We start from the raw sequence: 16,176 nt of genomic DNA, 5'->3' as shown, positions 1-16,176 counted from the left end.
CACTTCACCGTTCAATAGACTGGTCGGGTGATCGATCCCCAATTGCTGCGCGAGAATCCGGATGTCGTGCGGCAATCCCAGCGCGCGCGCGGCGACTCCGTCGACCTCGTCGATGCCGCGCTCGACGCCGACCGGCAGCGCCGCTCGGCCATCAGCGACTTCGAGTCCCTGCGCGCGGAGCAGAACGCGTTCGGCAAGACCGTCGCGACCGCCTCGAAGGACGCCAAGCCGGCACTCGTCGCCGAGGCGCAGGACCTCGCCGCTCGGGTGAAGGCCGCGGGCCAGGCTGTGACGGAGGCGGAGACCGCGTTCGACCGGATCGTCGGATCCATCGCCAACCCGATCATCGATGGTGTTCCGTCCGGCGGCGAGGAGAACTTCACGACGCTGCGCGAGGTGGGCGGGAAGGCGGCGTTCGACTTCGAACCCCGTGACCACGTCGAGCTGGGCGAGCTCCTGAAGGCCATCGACGTGACGCGCGGTGCGAAGGTTTCCGGCAGCCGCTTCTACTTCCTCTCCGGCATGGGGGCGCGGCTGGAGATCGCGCTCATGTCGATGGCGCTCGACACGGCGCTCGCCGAAGGATTCACCCCCCTCATCACGCCGACGCTCGTGCGCCCGGAGATCATGAAGGGCACCGGGTTCCTCGGTGAGCACGCGGACGAGGTGTACTACCTGCCCGCAGACGACCTCTACCTCACCGGGACGAGCGAGGTGGCGCTCGCCGGATTCCATGCCGACGAGATCCTCGATCTGACGGATGGACCGCTCCGCTATGCCGGATGGTCGACCTGCTATCGCCGGGAGGCGGGATCGGCGGGCAAGGACAACCGCGGAATCCTGCGCGTGCACCAGTTCAACAAGCTCGAGATGTTCAGCTACGTGCTGCCAGAGGAGGCGGAAGCCGAGCATGACCGTCTCGTCGCACTGCAGGAGCGGATGCTGCAGGCCTGTGAGCTCGGATACCGCGTCATCGACGTCGCGGCAGGCGACCTCGGCTCCAGTGCCGCCCGCAAGTTCGACATCGAGGCCTGGGTGCCGACCCAGGGCACGTACCGCGAACTGACGAGCACGAGCAATTGCACGACGTACCAGGCCAGGCGTCTCGACATCCGGTATCGCACGGAGTCGGGGAAGACCGCGCCGGTCGCAACGCTCAACGGAACGCTGGCGACGACGCGATGGCTCGTCGCCATTCTCGAAACACACCAACAGAAAGACGGTTCAGTGCTTATCCCGGATGCCCTTCGGCCCTACCTCGGCGGACTCGAGATCATGGAGCCCGTGCTGTGAGCAGCTCGTCACCCGTTGTGCAGGACTCCGCCGAATTCGAGCCCTGGCTGGTCGCGCTCGACATCGACGGCACCGTCATCCACGAGGACGAGACGCTCACCGACGTCGTCACGCAGGCGGTGCGGAGCGCCCGCGACGCGGGGCACATTGTGACGCTCGCGACGGGACGATCCTGGGAGATGACGAAGCCGATTCTCGACGTGCTGGAACTGACGCCGGAATATGTCGTGTGCGCGAACGGCGCGATCACCCTGAAGCGGGACTCCGAGGTGGAGACCGGGTATCGCCGGGAACTCGTCGAGACCTTCGACCCGGGGCCGGTTCTCGGGCGGATCCGCGATGGGCTCCCCGGCGGTCGTTTCCTCGTCGAGGATGCGACCGGTCACCGCTACTTCACCGAGGGCATGCAGGAGTGGAACCTCGACACCGCAACCCAGGTGGAGTTCGACCGCCTGGCCGATCGGCCGGTCACACGCGTCGTCGTCGTGTCGCCGGGGCAGGAGCCGGAGCAGTTCCTCTCCCTCATCGATTCGCTCGGTCTGCACCAGGTCAGCTACGCGATCGGGTGGACGGCCTGGCTCGACATCGCTCCCGACGGAGTCAACAAGGGCACGGCACTCGAGCGCGTTCGCGGTATTCTCGGCGTTCCGAAGCAACGCGTGTTCGTCGCGGGCGACGGGAGCAACGACATCGAGATGTTCCAGTGGGCCGGTGACGGAGGACGCGCAATCGCCATGGGACAGGCCGCGGATGACCTCAAGGCCGTTGCCACCGAGGTGACGGGCACCGTGCTGGAGGACGGCCTCGTGACCGCCCTGGAATCTCTTCCCGGGTTCGTACACAGCATCGGGGCGACATCCGTCGGTTAGAATCTCAGCGGCGTGAGAACGCCCAGGAGGGCTGTCCGAGTGGCCGATGGAGCCAGTCTTGAAAACTGGTGGGCAGAAATGTCTCGTGGGTTCGAATCCCACGCCCTCCGCCCAGAGTGAACCGATCGATACCGGGAGAGTGCCTGATGAGTGACCTGCGACCGCGCGGACATCGCGTTGCCGGCCCATCACCGGTGGCGCGTCACGGGCGTCTGCGTCGGACAAACCCGTGGCTCCTCGTCCTGAGGTGGACCGCAGCGGCCATGGCCGTCGTTCTGGTGAGTGCGGCCTGTGTGGGCGGTTACGCGTTGTGGAAGCTTCAGGATTCCATCAAGACGGTGACTCTCGTCGGAGAGACGGTCGGGCCGCCGCCGGAACTCGGTGCGCTCGAAGGGGGATTCAACGTCCTCATCGTGGGCAGCGACCGGTGTGAGGACCCCAAGGGCTGCAAGGACCGTTCGACCAACCTCAACGACGTGACGATGCTCCTGCACGTGTCGCACGACCAGACGAATGCGGTCGCGGTGAGCTTCCCGCGCGACCTCGTCGTGCCCATCCCGTCGTGCCCCAACCCGAAGGGCGGCAGCTATTCGGGGATGTCCGCGCAGCCGATCAACGTCACCCTGTTCTATGGTGGCCTGCCGTGCACCGTGTTGACGGTCGAGGCGCTCACGGGCCTCAAGGTCCAATTCGCTGCCGAAGTGTCGTTCTCCGGTGTCGCCCGCCTGTCCTCTGCGATCGGTGGCGTTCCCGTCTGCATCAACGGGCCGGTGATCGACCACTACTCCGGCCTGTATCTTCCGAAGGCCGGCGAATACACGCTGTCCGGAACGAAGGCCCTTGCCTTCCTGCGCACGCGCCACGGTGTGGGTGACGGGAGCGACCTCGGCCGCATCAGCTCCCAGCAGGTGTTCCTCTCGTCGCTCGTGCGGACCGTCAAGTCGGACGGCGTGCTCAACGATTTCGGGAAGCTCTACAACATCGCGACGGTCGCGAGCCAGTCCATGACCCTCTCGAACAGCCTCAAGAACCTCAACACCATGGTGTCGATGGCGCAGGTGCTCAAGAACCTTCCGCTCGAGCGGGTGATGTTCGTGCAGTACCCCGGCGTCACCGGCCAGCCGGGTGTCTACGCGGGGAAGGTCGCCCCGGTGACAGCACTCGCGGAGGCTCTGTTCGCGAAGATCAAAGCGGACAAACCCTTCACGCTCGAGGCGGGCAACACCGGGCTCGGCTCGGTGGAGAACCCGGACAAGCCGAGCGCGTCGCCGGATCCGACGGCATCCGAGACCCCGGCGCCCTCGCTGCCACCCGCGTCGCTGCTGCCGGGCATCAAGGGCCAGAGCGCGGCCGACTACACCTGCTCGAAGGCGTTCGGCTGACGACATCCGGCCGGCGGAAAGCCGTTATGATTGTGCGAGCAACTGGAGACGTCGCATAGTCCGGCCTAGTGCACCACCCTGCTAAGGTGGAGTTCCCGTAAGGGAACCGAGGGTTCAAATCCCTCCGTCTCCGCCAGAATCCCTGATCAGGGGTCATTTCAGCCGCCCTCGCACTGTCGAGTGTTCCGGGTCGTCCGCTGCGGGCCGTCACCGCCAGGGCATCGCACGCCCTCGAACCCCGAGGGAAGATCCACCAACGCCGGAGACCTGCACACCGGCATTCTCGGACGCGGTGGGGCCTCAGCCCCGGCGCTTCTCCGCGAGTGCGGCGGCACGCTCCGCCAGGCGGCGCTGGACCGCATCCTGCGCCTCGTCGATGACCGCCTCGTCCAGGGGCGCATTCAGATGGTCATTGTGTCCGTGGTATTTCTCGATGTACGCATCGAGTGCCGGCCCTGACTCCCACGAGGTGATGAGGTTGTAGCGCGGGCTCTCGCTGTTGTGCCAGGTCGCGTGCCAGAAGCGCTGCGTGTCCACGATGACCTGCGTGCCGGCGGCGAGCGGAAGCCGGATCTCGGTCGTCGGGTCGTAGCGCTCCTCCCGAAGGACGAGGTAGGAGTCCGGGTCGTCCGTGAGGTTGAAGAACGCGCGCACGATCCACCCCGTCTCGTCGGGGTTGAGTCGGTTGTTGTCGTCCTGGTGCAGGTTGTACAAGGCGTCGACATAGGTCGTGGGCTGCAGCTCGATCACGCGGCAGCGGCCGACGTTCGCACCCGGCTCCTTCGCCCGCCTGGCCAGGATCGGCGCCTTCGCGACCTGCGATTCGATCCAGACGCCGTCCTTGTCGGTACGCGGGGGCTGATGGTTCCAGAAGCCGTTGACCTCGATCTCACCGCGGGCGCTCGCGAGGGGCGCGAAGCGGGTGTCGCCGGATGACTTCCACTCGACGTAGTCAAGATCCAGCCACTCCTGCGGGTCGGCCGTCTGATCGTAGCGATCGAGGACGACGAATCCCTTCTCGTCCAGGAGTGACGACTTGATGTAGCTCATCCGAGCCCTTTCCTTCCGAGCCGACGCGTTCTCACCGGCTCACCTCAGCCAACAGTAACAGGGCGAGGAGAGGGCAACGCGGGTGGGGGCGGGCGCGAAATGAGCGTCCCGGCCACCCGTGAAGTGCGGTCAACACGAGCCCCACTGGCCGCGGTCGGCAGCGCGTGCCGCACGCTCCGCCGCCTCGAACTCGCCGTGGTAGGAGTCGTTCGGCGGGATCGTGAGGGCACTCGCGTAACCCTTCTCCACGAGGTCGAGATTCACGGATGTTCCATCCTGCTTCCAGAGGTAGAGCAGGGTGCGTCCGTACCGGTCGAGCCTCTCACGGTCGGATTCGACCCACACCTCAGTGCCCTCCGGCAGTTGCTGGCGGAGGTAGTCGCGAGCCTTGACGGCGTAGCACTGCACCTCGGGGCGCAGTTCCGGGGTGTCGATCCCGATCAAACGCACCGTGATCTCATCCGCCCGGGAGGTGGTCCCGTCCGGCTGCAGGTAGAGGGTGTCCCCGTCGTGCACGTAGGCGATGTGGGACAGCGTCGCCCCCGCCGGCCGGGCGATCTCGACGGCGGCCGGGTCGCCTCCGGTGGGCGGCCCACCGGTCGTCTGCTCCGGAAGGTTCGCCACGACGACGGCGATCACGATAACGAGTACGAGGATCAGGAGAATGGTCGTCGACATCCTCTTCATAGCGACACTGTATCGAGGGGCGCCGCACCCCATCGATAGACTCGACGCGAGGAGGGCGACATGACGGATTCTGGCGGGGTGAGCAAGCAATTCGACCCGCGGTTCAGTCCGGCATTCCAGCCGGGCTACGACCCGCGAGTGCACCGCGAGGAGCCTCCGCGCGGACCCCTGCGGGAGGAGTCGGCGATCCCGAGCACGGGCATCGCTCCCGGAGTCCCGGACTTCGCCGTTCCGGAACCGGAGGTCGAACCGGTCACGGGCCCTGCATCCGTCGCCCCCGCCGTCGCGGAGGGCGAAACGCACGCCCGCGCCTGGTGGCAGCGCCTGAACCCGTGGATCATCGTGCTCTGGGCACTCGGCGTCGTCTTCATCGCAGCGGGAATCGGCTTCCTCTTCCTCGTGGCGGAATGGCAGCGCACCTCCGGTTTCGGCGGTGTCGACGGCTACCTCGTGTCGCTCCTGGCCCAGCTGACGTTCTTCGGCTCCCCGATGCTCGTCGTGCTCGGCCTCGCGACGCTGACCTCGACGGTCGTCATCCTCGCGTTCCGCTGGAGGCGCTGAAACCGGCTAGAGGTGCTCGCGGATGAAGGCGCTCACCTCGCCGAGTTCCGCATCCGACACCGCGTGCCCGAGCCCTTCGTAGATCCTGCCGGTGAGGGCCGAGTGCCGCTGCAGCCAGTCGCCGGTGTGGTCGATGAGCGAGGTCGGAATCGTCTCGTCGCTGGTTCCCCTGCCCCAGAACACCGGGGGCCTGCGTTCCGCGAGCAGGGCATCGCCCGCGTTGTCCGACGGCAGGACGAACCCGCTCAGATTCACGACACAGGCGAACCGATCGGGACTGGTGCGCAGCATCTCGAGTGCCATCGTGCCGCCCTGCGACAATCCGATGATGCCGACACCCGTCGAGGTCGTCGAGTCGACCCAGTCCAGAAGCGCGGCGGTGACGTCCGCGATGGAGTCCAGCCGCTCTTCCGAACTGGCATCGTCCGAAGGGAACCATGTGTAGCCGCTGCCGGCCGACAGGGGTGCGCGCACCGACGCGATGACCGGGGCGAGGGGCAGGTGCCGGGAGAACGCGAACATGTCGCCCTCCGTCGCACCGAAACCGTGAAGCAGAACGAGAAGCGGGCGGCCGGCGCGCTCACGCTCCGGTGCGGACCACATGACGGCATCCGAGTCGATTCGCATGGAGGCCCCCGTTCGTTTCCCCAATCCTCGCACCGGGTCGCGCATGGGCGACAATGGAGCATGAGCTCCGTCGGCACGCCAGACCCCAATTCCGGATGGCTGTCGGACGACGAGCTCACGAGCATCCGGATGCGCCTTCCGCTGCTCTACGTCGAAGCCGTTCCCGTGCGCATCGACGGGCTCGGCCGGGTCGTCGAGGTAGGGGTGCTGCTGCGGGCATCGCACACGGGGGAGATGACCCGCACGCTCGTCTCCGGGCGCGTCATGTACGGCGAGACCCTGCGCGAGGCGCTGTTCCGCCATCTTGAGAAGGACCTCGGACCGATGGCCTTCCCGCAGCTGCCGCCGAGCCCGGTGCCGTTCTCCGTGGCGGAGTACTTCCCGATGCCGGGGCTCAGCGCGTTCACCGACGATCGCCAGCACGCGGTCTCTCTCGCCTATGTCGTACCGGTGACCGGAACGTGCGAGCCTCGGCAGGACGCGCTCGAGGTCACCTGGCTCGCACCGGATGAGGCCGCGAGCGACGGGATCGCGCGCGAGATGGAGGGTGGCCGCGGCGTTCTCATCCGGGCTGCTCTCGCCTCGGTGGGGTGTCTGCCGTAAGGATCGTGCGTCTCGTCCGACCAGGTCAGCTGCTCGGGTTCACGGTGGTCCAGGGCACCTCGGCGAGCGTCAGCTCGGGGTCGCCTGTCCACAGCGGAAACTCGAGACGCACGGCGGTAGCCGCGGCGAAGGCGTCGGCGTACGACATCCGGTACCTTGCCTTGATGGCGGCGGCCTCCAGGATCGTGGCACGATCCGGGAGTGTTGCGTCGAGCTGTTTCTCAAGGTCGTTGACGGTGGCGTTCGCCGCGTCGGACCCGACGGAACGGATGAGTACGTACAAGACCTCGCCGAGGTTGATCCAGCTCATGGTCGCCGTCCCGGAGTCGAGTTGCTCCTGCACGCGGCTCGCGGCGGGCTCAGCCCCTTCGAGTAGTCGCATGATGGCCCAGGAGTCGAGTACGACTGACATCAGTTGTCGGTACCCTCGGCCAAACGGTCCTCACGGCGGGCATCGAGCAGCGCTTCGGTGAGCGCGCTGCCACGAAAGCGCCCCTTGAGGGGCGTGGTCGGCGTCGCCGTCGGAGCCTTGCGCAGGAGAACATCGTCGCCGCGCCGCTCGAAGACGACCTCCTGGCCGGGCTGGATCTTCAGGTCGTCACGGAGTTGCTTCGGGATGACGACCTGTCCCTTGGCGCCAATCGTGTGAGTCATACCCTCAAGTATAACTGTCATACCCGAAGTATAACTACGGTGGATCAGGCGATGAGGGGCTCAGGTGAATCTGTGGACAACGGCTCGCGAGCGCCGACTCTACTGCTCAGCGCTGGTTCTACTGCTTAGGGCTGGCTCGACTGCTTAGGGCCGGCTCTACTACTCAGCGGGTCATGCGCAACTCGGGGATGTTCTCCCAGAAGGCGAGGACGTCGCGCGCACCATCGGCGAAAAAACCCAGGGCGCGATAGAAGTGCTGCGCGGGCCGGTTCGCCGCTACTACCCACACGGATGCCGGCGCATCACCGAGTGCCGCCTGGACGAGCGCGGTGCCGATCCCGGCGCGACTGTTCTCTCGCAGGAGGTGAATCGACCAGAGCTCCAGGGGTCGAATCGGTTCGGCATCCCGCGGCGGCCCGGATGCGGCGAAGCCGACGATCATCCCGTCGACTTCTGCGACCCATTGGCGGGCTGGGTTCAGCTCGCCCAAGATGAGCCGCCACCGCGTGACGCGCTCCTCTTCTGACACATTGGCGATCCATTGGTCGGAGAGAATGCCGCGATAAGTTTCCCGCCACACCTGGGCGTGCACGGGGCCGATGTGTTCTGCATCGGCGAGTACCGCTCGGCGAATCTTCGTCGTCACGGTCCGAGAGTACCTAAAAGGGCCCCACAGTTCCCTTCCTTGTGATGGGGAGGATCACTATGGGACCCCTTTGACGCGGTCAGCCCTGGGCGCGGCGGCCGGTGCGGCGTGCGCCGCCGGTAGGCGTCGAGGTGCTATAGCTCGTGAAGCTGCGCTGCGAACCACCGGGGTTGCGGCCGGTGCGGGCCTGGCCCGACCGTGCCTGGCCGGCGCGTGCCTGGCCGGCGCGGGCGCCCTGTCCGGAACCGGATGCGGCGGGTCGGCCGGAGCGGTCCCGGCGCGGTGCGTCCGAAACCTGAGAGCCGGCGCTGCGACCGTCGGCGACACGCCCACCACTGTGTCCATTGCCGAGCTCGCGGTTCGCGCGCTTGCGCTGAGCGTTCGCGCCCTGGGAACGGCCGCCCTGCGGCTGCCCGCCCTGTCCCTTGTGGCGCAGCGGCTTCGCCTCTCGCGGCGCGGGCTTGACGTAGACCGCGACCTCGCCGATGAGCTCGGTGACGGCAGGGGAGGTCGAGGTGACCCGCTGGGGTGCAACCGCGATGGCCGCCTTGCGCAGCAGCGCCGCGACATCCGCCCTCTGGGCCGGAAGCACGACGGTGACCACATCGCCCGAGCTGCCCGCGCGCGCGGTGCGGCCGCTGCGGTGCAGGTACGCCTTGTGCTCCGCAGGCGGGTCGACGTGCACGACGAGTTCGACCTCGCCGATGTCGATGCCGCGCGCGGCGACATCCGTCGCGACGAGAACGCGGGCCTCACCGGACGCGAACGTCGCGAGGTTGCGGTCTCGCTGCGGCTGGGAGAGGTTGCCGTGCAGGTCGACGCTCGGGATGCCGGCCTCCGTCAGGTGCTTCGCGAGTTTCTTCGCGTGGTGCTTGGTGCGCATGAACAGGATGCGGCGGCCGGTTCCGGAGGCGAGCGCCTGCACGAGGTCCTTCTTCGCGTCGACGCCGTCCACCTCGAAGACGTGGTGCGTCATGGCCTCGACGTGGCTCGTCGCGTCGTCCACCGAATGCAGGATCTCGTTGTGCAGGTAACGGTTCACGAGCTTGTCGACGCCGTTGTCCAGGGTGGCGGAGAAGAGCATCCGCTGGCCGCCGTCCGGCGTCTTGTTGAGGATGCGTGTCACGACCGGCAGGAATCCGAGGTCGGCCATGTGGTCGGCCTCGTCGAGCACGGTGATCTCGATCGCATCGAGGGTCACGAACTTCTGCTGCATGAGATCCTCGAGGCGGCCGGGGCAGGCGACGACGATGTCGACGCCCGCCTTGAGGGCTGCGACCTGGCGTTGCTGGGAGACGCCGCCGAAGATCGTGGTGACGGACATGCCGTACGCCGAGGCGAGAGGTGCGAGTGTCGCGGTGATCTGCGTGGCGAGCTCGCGGGTGGGCGCGAGGATGAGGCCGCGCGGGCGTCCGGACTGCGGGCGACCGCCATCCTTGAGCCTCGCGACCATCGGAAGGGAGAAGGCGAGCGTCTTGCCGCTGCCGGTCTTGCCGCGTCCGAGCACGTCGCGTCCGCGGAGCGTGTCGGGGAGGGTGTCCTCCTGGATCGGGAAGGGGCTCTCGATGCCGGCCTTCGTGAGGACGGCGACGAGGGGAGTGGGCACGCCGAGCGCGCCGAAAGTTGATTCAGTCATGGTTGTTTCTGTACTAGGTGGCAAACGTGGCGATGGCCAGATTTGTTCGCCGCAGCAAAAGATCAGCCCGATGATGGGCGGTGATGCGTTCTACGACGCAGGGAGCACGCGAATTGTGCTCGCAAGTGCTCTCAGTGTAGCAGGAGCGCCGGCTCAACCCCTCCGATAGACCTCCGCGGCCACGACAAGGTCCTCCCACGGCATCCCGGAGCTCTTGAAGACGCGGGTGCGCGAGGGGTCGACGTCGACTGCGCCCGTCACGAGGTCGCGCAGCGTCGAGACGTGATCGAGCGTGATGGCGCCCTCGCCCACCGGGATCATGATGTCGCCGCCCTCGAGCTGGACATGCCCCAGGTCCTCGACGAACACCTGCGAGCGCTTGATCAGGCCGGTGTCGAGTTCGCGGGCATCGAGTTCATGGCTGCCGACCGCGATCACGCACGAGTCGATCGGTGCGAGCGATCCGTCGAAGACGGGCTCGCGCGCCGTCGTGGCGCAGACGATGAGCTGCGCATCCGCCACGTCGGCCGAGGTCCCGACGCGGGCGTCGATCCCGGATGCGGTGACCTGGTCCGCGAGGACCTGTGCGCTGTCGCGGTTGCGCGCCACGAGAGTCACCCGAGTGATGTTCCGGATGCTCCGCAGCGCCTCGACGTGCCCCCACGCCTGCGGACCGTATCCGAAGATGAGCAGGTGCTCGCACTCGTCCGGGGCGAGCAGGTCGGCCGCGGCGGCGGACACGGCGGGCGTGCGCAGCGTCGTGAGCGCGACGCCATCCATGATCGCCAGCGGGGTGAGCGTCGGTGTGTCGAACAGCAGGTAGTGGCCCTGGATGCGCTCGAGGCCCCTGTGCGGATTGCCCGGTGCGACCGTGACGACCTTCACGCCGAGGAACTCCTCGCTCTGCGTCGGCATCTGCAGCACCTGACCGTTGCGCAGGTCGTCGATGTGCTTCGGAAGGTCGTGAGCGGGGTCGACCCCGGCACGAAGGTCGCGGTGGTACGCCGCGACGGCGTCGCCGAAGCTCACGCGGCGATACACCTCGTCGGCGGAGATCCAGGGGATGGTGGGGCTGGTCATCGGAGCACGAATCCTGTTCCGACCGGGTCGGTCTGATCGAGGGTGAAGGAGTGGGTGCCCGTGGCGAAGGCCATGCCCTCCACCTCCGGCAGGATGGTGCCAGGGGTCGAACCTGCACGGTAGCGCCCGAGGAACCGGGTGTCGACGATCGAGTCGTGGATGAGGGTCTGCCCTGCTGCGAGCCGCCCGGATTCGGCGAGAATGGCCAATCTGGCCCCCGTTCCCGAACCGCACGGGGAGCGGTCGACCTCGCCGTCGGCGAACACCGTCACATTGCGCTGGTGCACGCCATCCGGGGTGTCACCGAGGTCGTCGAACAGGATGGTCCCGTACACGCCGCTCAGTCGATCGTCTGCGGCATGCCGTGCGAGCGGATGCGCGTTCAGCGCCCACTTGATCTCCCGCCCGATCGCGATGAGCTCTGCATAGTCCTCCGGCCGCACGCGAAGTCCGACGGATGCGGCAGGGACCGACGCGTAGATCGCTCCGCTGTAGCTGAGGTCGACGCTCACCGGGCCGCGAGCGGTGTCAACCGTGATCGCGGTGCCGACGACGTGGCTCTCGACGTTCTCGAACACCACGTTCGTGATGTCGCCGGCCGTGCTGTGCACGCGCGCCGTGACCCGGCCGGAGGGAACGTCGATCGTGACGGTGGTCACGCCGTCTCTGGCCTGCTGCACCCGTCCCGATTGCACTGCCCACACGCCGAGCGCGATCGTGCCGTGGCCGCACGCGGTCGAGTAGCCGTCCTTGTGCCAGAACAGCACGCCGAAGTCGGCGCCGTCGTCATCCGGCGGCACGATGAAGCCGCCGTACATGTCGGCGTGCCCGCGCGGCTCATGGCACAGCAGGCTGCGCAACTGCTCGGCGTCATCCGAGCGGGCTGCTGCGATGCGGCGTTCTGCGACCGTCCGGCCGGCGAGCGGAGGAATTCCGTCGGTGACGATCCGGAACGGTTCCCCGCCGGTGTGGTAGTCGGTCGCCTGCACCGGCGTTGTAATATGCCACATATTGGAATGGTATCCGACCACTCATCGGGCGGCGAGGCCGCCGGCGAAAGGACGATCGATGAAGATCACGGCCATCGACTGCTTCGGCTATGACCTCCGTTACGCCCATGGCGAGTACGTCATGTCCGGGAGCCGCGCTGCGACGACCGAGGTCGGAACGCTCGTGCGCATCCGAACCGACGAAGGCCTCGAGGGGTGGGGAGAGGTCACACCGCTCGGCAACCGCTATCTCCCCACGCACTGGGCGGAGGTACGGGCGGCGCTGCGCACGCTCGCGCCGGAGCTGATCGGAAGCGATCCCACGAACCTGTCCGCCATCAGACGGACGATGGACCACGCGCTCCTCGGCGGCGGATACGCCAAGGCCGCGCTCGATGTCGCGTGCTGGGACATCCTCGGCAAGGCCGCCGACCTGCCGATAGCCGCACTCCTCGGCGGCGTGCTCCAGGCGGACTTCCCGCTCTATGAAGCAGTACCGCTGCGAAGCCCGGAGGAGATGGCCGACTTCGTCGTCGAGCGGCAGGATGCCGGCATCCACCGCTTCCAGCTGAAGGTCGGCAACGATCCGCACGACGATGCGGCCAGGACGCGGGCGGTCGTGGAGGTCGCGGACAGGGACAGCATCATCGTCGCGGACTCGAACGGAGGCTGGAACCTCCGGGCGGCGCAGGTCGCGCTGGGGGAGATGGCCGGGTTGCCGGTGTTCATCGAACAGCCCTGCCGCGAGACCGACGACTGCGCGTTCGTCATGAGGCACTCCGACCTTCCGCTCGTGCTCGACGAGTCGATCCTGACGCAGCGCGACGTGTTCGAGGCGAAGAATGTGGCGGGAGCCGTGTCGATCAACATCAAGATCAGCCGGGTCGGCGGGCTCACGCAGGCGGCCAGGATGCGGGACCTCATGCAGGATCTCGACCTCATGGTCTCCGTCGAGGACACCTGGGGCGGCGACATCGTCACGGCCGCGGTCAGCCACATCGCCGCCAGCACGCGTCCGGAGAACTTCCAGAACGCATCCTTCATGAACGACTGGACCGACGGCCATGTCGCCGGATACGCACCGAGATCCGTGAACGGCCGGGGCAGCGCACCATCCGGCCCGGGGCTCGGAATCGAGGTGTCCGCGGACGGTCTCGAGCAGGTTTTCAGCGTCGACACGAGCGATCCGCATCGACCATGACGGCGGACGATCGGGCGGAATGAACCGCTTACGATAGTGCAACTACGATCCGAAACGGGAAGGCAGGACCATGGCGAGTATTGGCAAAGTGGACAAGGTCGCGAGCCTTCGCGAGCGCATCCGCGAGTCGCTCGCAGCCGCGATCATCTCCGGTGAACTGGCGCCGGGAGCAATGGTCACGGTCCCCCTTCTCGCAGCGGAATTCGAGGTGTCGGCGACTCCGGTGCGCGAGGCGATGCTCGACCTCGAGCAGCGCGGTTTCGTCCAGTCGGTCGCCAACAAGGGGTTCCGCGTCACCCAGGTGAGCCAGCGCGACCTGCAGGAGATCATCGAGATCCGCACGATGCTCGAAGCTCCGATCATGGCCGACCTCTCGCAGACGATCACGGCGGACGAGATGCCCAGGTGGCGTCATCTCGCCGACCTCATCAGCGAGCACGCGGATGCCGGGAATCTCACCGAGTTCCTGGAGACGGATCGCGAGTTCCACCTCGGCCTCATCGGCCTCCACGGGAACCGGCGACTCGTCGAGATGGTCAAGGAGCTTCGATCGCAGACCAGGATGGTCGGCCTCGCGAAGATGACGAACACGCCCGAGCTCAGCAAGTCCGGCCGCGAGCACCACGAGATGCTCGACCTCATCGAGCGCGGTGAGAGCGACGCGCTGCGCAGCCTCATGGCAACGCATTTCGCCCACGTTCTCGCCTGGTGGGGGCCCGGGCCGGCCGCGGAGGTTGACCCGTCTCTGTAACATGTCATATTGTACTCGAAGCGAAGTGCACTCGATCGAGTACGTCCTGACTGCACGTCGGCACATTTTCACCATCAAAGGAGAGGCAGAGAATGAATTCCCGAAAGCGCACCCTAGGCATGCTGGGCGTTGCCACAGCGGTCCTGCTGGCGACATCCGCGTGTAGCGGAGGACTTCTTGGCGGCGGTGGCGGTGACAAGACCGACTCCGGCCCCATCATCATCGGCATGATCGTCCCCACATCGGGCAGCAGTGCCCCGACCGGCGCGAGCATGGCGAACGGCGCGAAGATGGCCGTCGACGAGATCAACAAGGCCGGCGGAATCCTCGACGGTCGCAAGCTCGAACTGCAGATCGCCGACGGAGCGTGCGACGCACAGCAGGCCGTCGCGAGTGCGAACAAGCTCGTCTCGAGCGGTGTCGTCATCTCCGTGGGAGGCTACTGCTCCGGCGCGACCCTCCCGACCCTCCCGATCTTCGACAAGGCCGGCATCCCGATGATCATCCCGGCCGCCAACTCGCAGGACCTCGTGAAAGAGGGACTGAAGAGCGTGTTCCTCATCAACGGAACCGGCCTCCAGCAGTCCACCGCGGCGCTCACCTTCATCAAGAAGCAGGGCTACAAGGCGGTTGCGCTCGTCGATGACAACACCAGCTACTCGGTGGACATCACGACGGAGACCAAGAAGCAGATCGAGGCGGATGGCACGTCGAAGGTCGTGCTCAAGACCTCGGTGAACGCCGGAGAGAGCGACTACTCCTCCGCCGTGCGCGACATCATGGGCTCCGGCGCCGACCTGCTCTACTGGACCGGGTACTACCAGGAGGGTGGACTCATCATCGACCAGCTCCGCAAGGCCGGTTACACGGGAGACATCATGGTCGCCGACGGCAGTGCAGACCCGACGCTCGCGACCATCGCGGGCCCGGCCGCTGAAGGCGTGTACGCGACGATGACGCCGACCCCCAACACCATCAAGGGTGCAGAGGGCTGGATCGCCGACTACAAGGCGGCGTTCGGTGACGACCCGAAGCCGTACTCGACGCAGTCCTACGACGCCGTTCGCCTTGCCGCCGCCGCGTTCACGGCCGCGGGCAACACGAAGACGGACGACGTGATCAAGGCGCTCGAGGGCATCAAGGACTTCGACGCCTTCTCCGGTCCGCTCTCGTTCACTCCGGAGCACACCCTGGCCAACGGTGGCTTCGTGATCCTGGTCATGAAGGACGGCGACTTCCAGCTGTTCGACAACCTCCAGTAAAACGAACGGCGGATGCCGTGGTCGGCAAGAGCGCCGGTCACGGCATCCGTCGCCTCAACTGCAACGGAGCAGGTTCACATGGCACAGTTCATCTCTGATATTCCGCAGGTCTTCTGGGACGGGTTGTTCGTCGGTTCCTTCTATGCCCTGATCGCGCTGGGGTACAGCATGGTCTACGGCATCATCAAACTTCTGAACTTCGCGCACGGCGACATCTACATGGTCGGCGCGTTCATCGGCTACACGATCCTCACGGCCATCGGCGGCACGTTCCACATGCTGGGCCTGTTCGCGCTCATCATCGTCATGATGATCAGCATGCTCATCACGGGCGTCATCGGCGTCGTGGTCGAGAAGCTGGCCTACCAGCCCCTCCGGGGCGCACCGCGACTCGCCGTGCTCATCACGGCCGTCGGCGCATCCTTCGCCCTGGAGTACGGGGTCGCCGCCATCGCCAGCCCGAACCCTCGCGGGTTCCCGGTCCGTCTGGACGGCGACTTCGTGCTCGTCCTCGGTGCGCGCGTCACGATCCCCCAGATCATCCTCATGCTCATCGCCGGCGCGCTCATGATCGCCCTCGACACCTATATCCGGCGTACGTCGACCGGCCGGGCGATGCGAGCGATCTCGCTCGACATGAAGGGCTCCCTGCTCATGGGGGTCAAGGTGAACGCCGTGATCAGCCGGACGTTCTTCATCGGTTCCGCGCTCGCGGGGGCTGCCGGCGTCATGGCCGGCGCGTATTACGGCAAGATCGACTTCCTCATGGGGTTCATCATCGGTCTCAAGGCGTTCACGGCCGCGGTCATCGGTGGGATCGGAAACATTCGCGGGGCCATGCTCGGCGGGCTGGTCCTCGGCCTCGTCGAGTCCTTCGGTTCCGAA

At 66.7% G+C, this 16,176-nt stretch carries 17 protein-coding genes, 2 tRNA genes and 1 pseudogene; 11 read left to right on the top strand and 9 right to left on the bottom strand.

What is annotated here, in order from left to right; translation table 11 throughout:
• The first annotated feature begins 27 nt into the window (after positions 1 to 27).
• The 5 genes from serS to BKA04_RS06155 all read left to right on the top strand — a co-directional run bounded on the left by serS (position 28) and on the right by BKA04_RS06155 (position 3,680).
• Positions 28 to 1,293 (top strand): serine--tRNA ligase, encoded by a 1,266-nt coding sequence (gene serS / locus BKA04_RS06175; RefSeq protein WP_104095626.1) that lies wholly within the window; start codon positions 28 to 30, stop codon positions 1,291 to 1,293.
• On the top strand, positions 1,290 to 2,162 hold the full coding sequence (locus tag BKA04_RS06170; RefSeq protein WP_232841986.1) for an HAD family hydrolase: 873 nt from the start codon (positions 1,290 to 1,292) through the stop codon (positions 2,160 to 2,162). The genes serS and BKA04_RS06170 overlap by 4 nt, the downstream gene beginning before the upstream one ends.
• A gap of 25 nt (positions 2,163 to 2,187) precedes the next feature.
• Positions 2,188 to 2,272, top strand: a tRNA-Ser gene (locus BKA04_RS06165).
• A gap of 36 nt (positions 2,273 to 2,308) precedes the next feature.
• Complete coding sequence (locus BKA04_RS06160) at positions 2,309 to 3,544, top strand: LCP family protein (protein WP_104095624.1); 1,236 nt, start codon at positions 2,309 to 2,311, stop codon at positions 3,542 to 3,544.
• A gap of 44 nt (positions 3,545 to 3,588) precedes the next feature.
• Positions 3,589 to 3,680, top strand: a tRNA-Ser gene (locus tag BKA04_RS06155).
• A 164-nt stretch (positions 3,681 to 3,844) separates the two neighbouring features.
• Here BKA04_RS06155 and BKA04_RS06150 read toward each other — a convergent pair.
• Both BKA04_RS06150 and BKA04_RS06145 read right to left on the bottom strand, forming a co-directional pair.
• Positions 3,845 to 4,594 (bottom strand): hypothetical protein, encoded by a 750-nt coding sequence (locus tag BKA04_RS06150; RefSeq protein WP_104095623.1) that lies wholly within the window; start codon positions 4,592 to 4,594, stop codon positions 3,845 to 3,847.
• Between the two features lie 129 nt (positions 4,595 to 4,723).
• Positions 4,724 to 5,281: a thermonuclease family protein gene (locus BKA04_RS06145; protein WP_104095622.1), complete on the bottom strand. Its 558-nt coding sequence runs from the start codon at positions 5,279 to 5,281 to the stop codon at positions 4,724 to 4,726.
• Between the two features lie 60 nt (positions 5,282 to 5,341).
• On the opposite strand from BKA04_RS06145, the gene BKA04_RS06140 reads away from it, so the two are divergent.
• Complete coding sequence (locus BKA04_RS06140; protein ID WP_104095621.1) at positions 5,342 to 5,842, top strand: hypothetical protein; 501 nt, start codon at positions 5,342 to 5,344, stop codon at positions 5,840 to 5,842.
• Between the two features lie 6 nt (positions 5,843 to 5,848).
• Here the strand turns inward: BKA04_RS06140 and BKA04_RS06135 are convergent, their stop codons facing one another.
• On the bottom strand, positions 5,849 to 6,469 hold the full coding sequence (locus tag BKA04_RS06135) for an alpha/beta hydrolase (RefSeq protein ID WP_104095620.1): 621 nt from the start codon (positions 6,467 to 6,469) through the stop codon (positions 5,849 to 5,851).
• Positions 6,470 to 6,529: 60 nt separating this feature from the next.
• On the opposite strand from BKA04_RS06135, the gene BKA04_RS06130 reads away from it, so the two are divergent.
• Entirely contained in the window at positions 6,530 to 7,072 is a 543-nt protein-coding gene (locus BKA04_RS06130; protein WP_104095619.1) for an NUDIX hydrolase family protein, read from the top strand.
• Positions 7,073 to 7,097: 25 nt separating this feature from the next.
• On the opposite strand, the gene BKA04_RS06125 is transcribed toward BKA04_RS06130, so the two are convergent.
• From BKA04_RS06125 to BKA04_RS06100, 6 genes are all read right to left on the bottom strand, one after another.
• A complete protein-coding gene (locus tag BKA04_RS06125; protein WP_104095618.1) occupies positions 7,098 to 7,484 on the bottom strand; it encodes a PIN domain-containing protein in 387 nt (128 codons plus the stop codon).
• Positions 7,484 to 7,726 (bottom strand): AbrB/MazE/SpoVT family DNA-binding domain-containing protein, encoded by a 243-nt coding sequence (locus tag BKA04_RS06120; protein ID WP_104095617.1) that lies wholly within the window; start codon positions 7,724 to 7,726, stop codon positions 7,484 to 7,486. The genes BKA04_RS06125 and BKA04_RS06120 overlap by 1 nt, the downstream gene beginning before the upstream one ends.
• Positions 7,727 to 7,889: 163 nt before the next feature.
• Positions 7,890 to 8,372, bottom strand: a complete 483-nt coding sequence (locus BKA04_RS12150) for a GNAT family N-acetyltransferase (RefSeq protein ID WP_167309684.1) — start codon at positions 8,370 to 8,372, stop codon at positions 7,890 to 7,892.
• Positions 8,373 to 8,451: 79 nt separating this feature from the next.
• Positions 8,452 to 10,008 carry a DEAD/DEAH box helicase gene (locus BKA04_RS06110; RefSeq protein WP_104095615.1) on the bottom strand — a complete coding sequence of 519 codons (1,557 nt, stop codon included), beginning with the start codon at positions 10,006 to 10,008 and terminating at the stop codon, positions 8,452 to 8,454.
• Between the two features lie 153 nt (positions 10,009 to 10,161).
• Positions 10,162 to 11,088 carry an ornithine cyclodeaminase family protein gene (locus BKA04_RS06105; protein ID WP_104095614.1) on the bottom strand — a complete coding sequence of 309 codons (927 nt, stop codon included), beginning with the start codon at positions 11,086 to 11,088 and terminating at the stop codon, positions 10,162 to 10,164.
• Complete coding sequence (locus tag BKA04_RS06100) at positions 11,085 to 12,098, bottom strand: proline racemase family protein (protein ID WP_104095613.1); 1,014 nt, start codon at positions 12,096 to 12,098, stop codon at positions 11,085 to 11,087. The genes BKA04_RS06105 and BKA04_RS06100 overlap by 4 nt, the downstream gene beginning before the upstream one ends.
• A 58-nt stretch (positions 12,099 to 12,156) precedes the next feature.
• Between BKA04_RS06100 and BKA04_RS06095 the strand changes: the two genes are divergently transcribed.
• From BKA04_RS06095 to BKA04_RS06080, 4 genes and pseudogenes are all read left to right on the top strand, one after another.
• The gene (locus BKA04_RS06095; RefSeq protein ID WP_104095612.1) at positions 12,157 to 13,278 is read left to right on the top strand and encodes a mandelate racemase/muconate lactonizing enzyme family protein; all 1,122 of its coding nucleotides are present in this window, start codon (positions 12,157 to 12,159) and stop codon (positions 13,276 to 13,278) included.
• Between the two features lie 70 nt (positions 13,279 to 13,348).
• Positions 13,349 to 14,029 carry a GntR family transcriptional regulator gene (locus BKA04_RS06090; protein WP_104095611.1) on the top strand — a complete coding sequence of 227 codons (681 nt, stop codon included), beginning with the start codon at positions 13,349 to 13,351 and terminating at the stop codon, positions 14,027 to 14,029.
• 92 nt (positions 14,030 to 14,121) lie between these two features.
• Entirely contained in the window at positions 14,122 to 15,291 is a 1,170-nt protein-coding gene (locus tag BKA04_RS06085) for a branched-chain amino acid ABC transporter substrate-binding protein (protein ID WP_232841985.1), read from the top strand.
• 12 nt (positions 15,292 to 15,303) lie between these two features.
• A pseudogene (locus tag BKA04_RS06080) lies at positions 15,304 to 16,173 on the top strand (branched-chain amino acid ABC transporter permease); the annotation flags it as partial.
• Between the last annotated feature and the right edge of the window lie 3 nt (positions 16,174 to 16,176).

This window comes from Terrimesophilobacter mesophilus (genome assembly GCF_014200375.1).
In the GTDB taxonomy this organism is placed as follows: domain Bacteria; phylum Actinomycetota; class Actinomycetes; order Actinomycetales; family Microbacteriaceae; genus Terrimesophilobacter; species Terrimesophilobacter mesophilus.
The sequence above is the reverse complement of the archived record's forward strand: the minus strand, read 5'-3'. Positions and strand labels throughout refer to the sequence as shown.